Source organism: Phyllobacterium sp. P5_D12, from assembly GCF_054049495.1.
Genome location: NZ_JBFUMG010001091.1, coordinates 1 through 731, shown reverse-complemented (window position 1 = coordinate 731; position 731 = coordinate 1). Strand labels below are relative to the sequence as shown.

General features: G+C 58.1%; 1 protein-coding gene. It reads left to right on the top strand.

Annotated features, from left to right (window positions below; all coding sequences use genetic code 11):
* Positions 1-645 (top strand): helix-turn-helix domain-containing protein (locus ACXJ5O_RS28890; RefSeq protein WP_457302902.1); only part of this gene is annotated, 645 nt, incomplete at its 5' end.
* Positions 646-731: the final 86 nt, after the last annotated feature.

The window sequence follows — 731 nt, the reverse complement described above, 5'->3', positions numbered from 1 at the left end:
GGAGTAGTGTGGAGCGAGGAGAGCGAAGGGACCAATGGAATCGGTACCGCACTTGCCGAACAGAGGGCGCTTACGATCCACCGGGATCAACATTTCCGCAGCCGGAACACTGCGCTGTCCTGTACCGTTGCCCCGATTTTCGATCATCGGGGCCGCCTGATTGCGGCAATTGACGTCTCCTCGGCCCGTCGCGACTTGACCGAGGATTTCGTCAAACTCATTGCTGTTGCCGTGGTTGATGCCGCGCGCAGGCTCGAGGCTGAGAACTTCCGGTTGGCATTTCCCAAGGCAAGAATTGTTTTGGCGCAAGGCGCGGACGCCGCGAGCGAACGAGCAATGCATGCACTGATTGCTGTGGATGAGGATGATCTCGTTATCGGCGCTTCCCGCGCAGCACGCCAYATGCTTGGATTGACCGATGAATCGCTCCGCAAGCCCTTGCCGGCTTCTGACGTTCTGGGCGAGCAAGCCAATGCCGAGCTCGATTATGCCACCGCAGAACGAGGTGCCATCCAGCGTGCTTTGGCACGTTCTGGCGGCAACATATCCGCTGCCGCAAACAATCTGGGTATCAGCCGCGCCACCCTGCATCGCAAACTGAAACGGCTCGGCTTTCCCGATAAGGTGTCGTTCAGCGATTTCTAATCGCAACTGTCGCAAAACTGCGACAGATCAACGACGGCCCTGCCTTGGTTGGGCTGACATATAAGTCATAGAGCGCGATCCTTGCC